This window comes from Occallatibacter sp. (assembly GCF_049802275.1).
In the GTDB taxonomy this organism is placed as follows: domain Bacteria; phylum Acidobacteriota; class Terriglobia; order Terriglobales; family Acidobacteriaceae; genus Telmatobacter.
Map to the genome: position 1 here is coordinate 1 of NZ_JBARMD010000151.1, position 2,815 is coordinate 2,815.

The 2,815-nt window shown below is 59.9% G+C and carries 4 protein-coding genes; 1 reads left to right on the plus strand and 3 read right to left on the minus strand.

Annotation, left to right across the window (positions count from 1 at the left end; translation table 11 throughout):
* From WA354_RS04870 to polX, 3 genes are all read right to left on the minus strand, one after another.
* Positions 1-248, minus strand: a 248-nt coding sequence (locus tag WA354_RS04870) for a HigA family addiction module antitoxin (protein WP_472811884.1), incomplete at its 3' end; no start/stop codon positions are given.
* 20 nt (positions 249-268) lie between these two features.
* Positions 269-547 (minus strand): type II toxin-antitoxin system RelE/ParE family toxin, encoded by a 279-nt coding sequence (locus WA354_RS04875; RefSeq protein WP_472811885.1) that lies wholly within the window; start codon positions 545-547, stop codon positions 269-271.
* Positions 548-620: 73 nt separating this feature from the next.
* On the minus strand, positions 621-2,363 hold the full coding sequence (gene polX, locus WA354_RS04880) for a DNA polymerase/3'-5' exonuclease PolX (RefSeq protein ID WP_472811886.1): 1,743 nt from the start codon (positions 2,361-2,363) through the stop codon (positions 621-623).
* A gap of 206 nt (positions 2,364-2,569) precedes the next feature.
* On the opposite strand from polX, the gene WA354_RS04885 reads away from it, so the two are divergent.
* Positions 2,570-2,815, plus strand: a 246-nt coding sequence (locus tag WA354_RS04885; RefSeq protein ID WP_472811887.1) for a helix-turn-helix transcriptional regulator, incomplete at its 3' end; no start/stop codon positions are given.

Genomic DNA, 2,815 nt, shown 5'->3' on the forward strand with positions numbered 1-2,815 from the left:
ATCTTCGGCCTAGGTTTGCGGCTTGCATGCCAGAGGTCATAGTCCATTTGGAGACCAGCCCAGAATCCAGCGTGAGTTCCAAGAGCCTGCGATAGCCGCAATGACATCTCCGCCGAGATACCAGCGCGACCATTGACGATTCGGGAGAGAGTGGTCCGTGTAACCCGGAGACGATTGGCGGCTTCCGCAATCTCGATCTCCCCGAGATACTCTCGCAGCACCCTTCCCGGATGTGGTGGATTATGCATGAGCATTTTGCCCTCCTTTCTCAGTGATAGTCCTGATAATCGACCAGAATTGCATTCTCTTGCTCGAAAGTGAATGTGAGGCGCCAGTTTCCGTTGATCTTGACTGACCAATGGCCTTGAAGGTCGCCATGGAGCGAGTGGAGTTCCCAGCCAGGTGCATTCATATCCTGTGCCGATTTCGCGCGGTTAAGGGCGAATAGTTGAATCGACAGCTTTTGTGCGTGCTTGGGCTGGATACCCGCCTTACTTCCACTTGTGAAGAATCTTTCAATGCCGGCGTGACGAAAGTTCCTGATCATCCGCGTATAGCGTAACGCCTCACGCCTCGGACGTCAAGCGAGACACTATGATCCAGTCCCGACTGCGAGATTGTTACGGGTGCGAACGGAGGGCGGCCAGGAACTCGGCCGGCGGCAAAGTGTTGAGCACGTCGGCCGGGGTGAGCCAGGCGCGACGTAGCTGGCGGATGCCATATTTCCACTCCCCGACGACGCGGGTGACGTGAGCATCGGTGTTGATAACGATTTTGCAGCCGCACTCCCTAGCGTGGCGCAGGTCGCGGTCGCTCAAGTCGAGGCGTTCGGGAGCGGCGTTATGTTCGACGGCAACGCCAAGTTCGGCACATCGCCGGAGGACGGCTCCCGTATCGAACTGGTACGGCTCGCGGCGCAGAAGCTGACGCCCCGTGGGATGGCCCAGGATACGGGTGTTGGGATTCTCGACGGCGCGCAGGAGGCGGGCTGTCATTTCGTCGCTGCTTTGTTCGAGGCGGGTATGGACGCTGGCGATGACAACGTCCATCTGCGCGAGCACCTCGTCGTCGAGGTCGAGCGCGCCGTCGGCGAGGATGTCTACCTCAATTCCGGTAAAGATGCGGATGCGGCCCTCCATCTGCTTGTCGACTTGGCGGATATTCGCGATGTGTTCGAGGGCGCGCTTCTCGTCGAGACCGTTGATCATGGCCAGGTTTTTGGAGTGGTCAGTGATCGCGATGTACTGGAGACCGCGCTCGATGGCGACTTCGGCCATCTCGGCGATGGAGTTGCGGCCGTCGGAGGCGGTGGTGTGCATGTGGACGTCGCCCTTGATGTCGGCGGCTTCAATGAGCCGGGGCAGGGCGTGCTTCGCGGCAGCCTCGATTTCGCCCAGGTTCTCGCGCATCTCCGGGGGCATCCAGTCCATCTGAAGCGCGGCGTAAATCTCTTCTTCAGTAGCTGCGGCGACGGTCGATTCATCGTCAAGACGGGCCAACGCCCATTCGCTGAGGGTGTAGCCCATCTTGAGGGCGCGTTGCCGGAGGGAGACGTTGTGGGCCTTGGAGCCTGTGAAGTACTGGAGAGCTGCGCCGTAGGACTCTGAAGGAAGCAGGCGAACATCGACCTGGAGGCCGGTAGCGATATGAAAGCTGACCTTGTTCTCGCCCTTGGCAATGATGTCGTGAATGCCGGGATAGGCCGCAACGTATTCGACCGCGGCTTCGGTCTTTTGAGCAGCGCAAGCAGGGCCGGTGACGAGAAGGTCGAGGTCGCCGGCGGTTTCGCGTCCGCGCCGTAAAGACCCGGCAGGCGTGACGCGGTCGATGCCGTTGAAAGCGAGCAAGTAGGCGGTGAGGCGTTCGGCGGCGTCCTCAGCTTCGTCAATGCGGAAGCGCCCTGAGGACCGGCGATAGTCCTCAATGCCCTTGCGAATCTTTTCGATCTGCTTGTCTCCCATGCGGGGCAGGCCCTTGAGTCGGCCGCCGTCAATAGCTTCGGCGAGCTGATCGATGCTGCCGATGCGTCCGGCATCCCACAGCAAGGCCACGGTTTTGGGCCCCATGCCGGGGAGTTTGAGCAGTTCAAGCAGTCCTGCTCCGTACTTGGCGAGGAGTTCGTCACGAAGAGGCAGTGACCCGCTGGAGACAATGGCCTGGATATTGGCGGCCATGCTTTTGCCAATGCCCTGGATGGCGAGGAGTTGGGCCGTATCGGATGAGGCAGCAACCAGGTTCACCGTGGTTTGTCCGATTGCGTCGGCGGCGTTGCGGTAGCTGCGGACACGAAAGCTGTCGGCGCCACTGATCTCCATGAGATCGGCGGTCTCGCTGAGCAGGCGGGCCATGGTGACATTGTCCATGGGAGCGGTCTCCAGAAGAACGAGTGGGGTCAGGGCAGGAATTCCGCCGGCGTCGCGTTCAATCCAACCATGTCAAGTGTCCATCGGCCGCCGATCAGGTGTCCAGCGTTGCAATTACGTTCGATTACAGTTCTTTGCTCGTGTGTGCGCTACAATCTTGGTTCTCAAGGTTATGACACCTCGCTACCTCGATTAAGGAGAGGGTGATGGCCGAAGTATTTCCCGGCACCAAGCCGTCCGTGAGTCCTCCCGAAGACCGCTTGGATTCGTGGAAAGAGATCGCGGCCTATCTCAACCGGGATGTTACGACAGTCCAACGCTGGGAGAAGCGGGAAGGGATGCCCGTTCACCGGCACCTTCATGAAAGGATCGGCTCTGTCTCCGCTTCTCGCGCGGAACTGGATGCATGGGCACGAGGCCGGAACCTTCAGGCAGGGAAGGAAGATGAGAAC

Excerpts from the sequence above, each read along its gene's own strand:
- WA354_RS04875 (WP_472811885.1), bottom strand. The coding sequence starts at position 547 with ATGATCAGGAACTTTCGTCACGCCGGCATTGAAAGATTCTTCACAAGT.
- polX (WP_472811886.1), bottom strand. The coding sequence starts at position 2,363 with ATGGACAATGTCACCATGGCCCGCCTGCTCAGCGAGACCGCCGATCTC.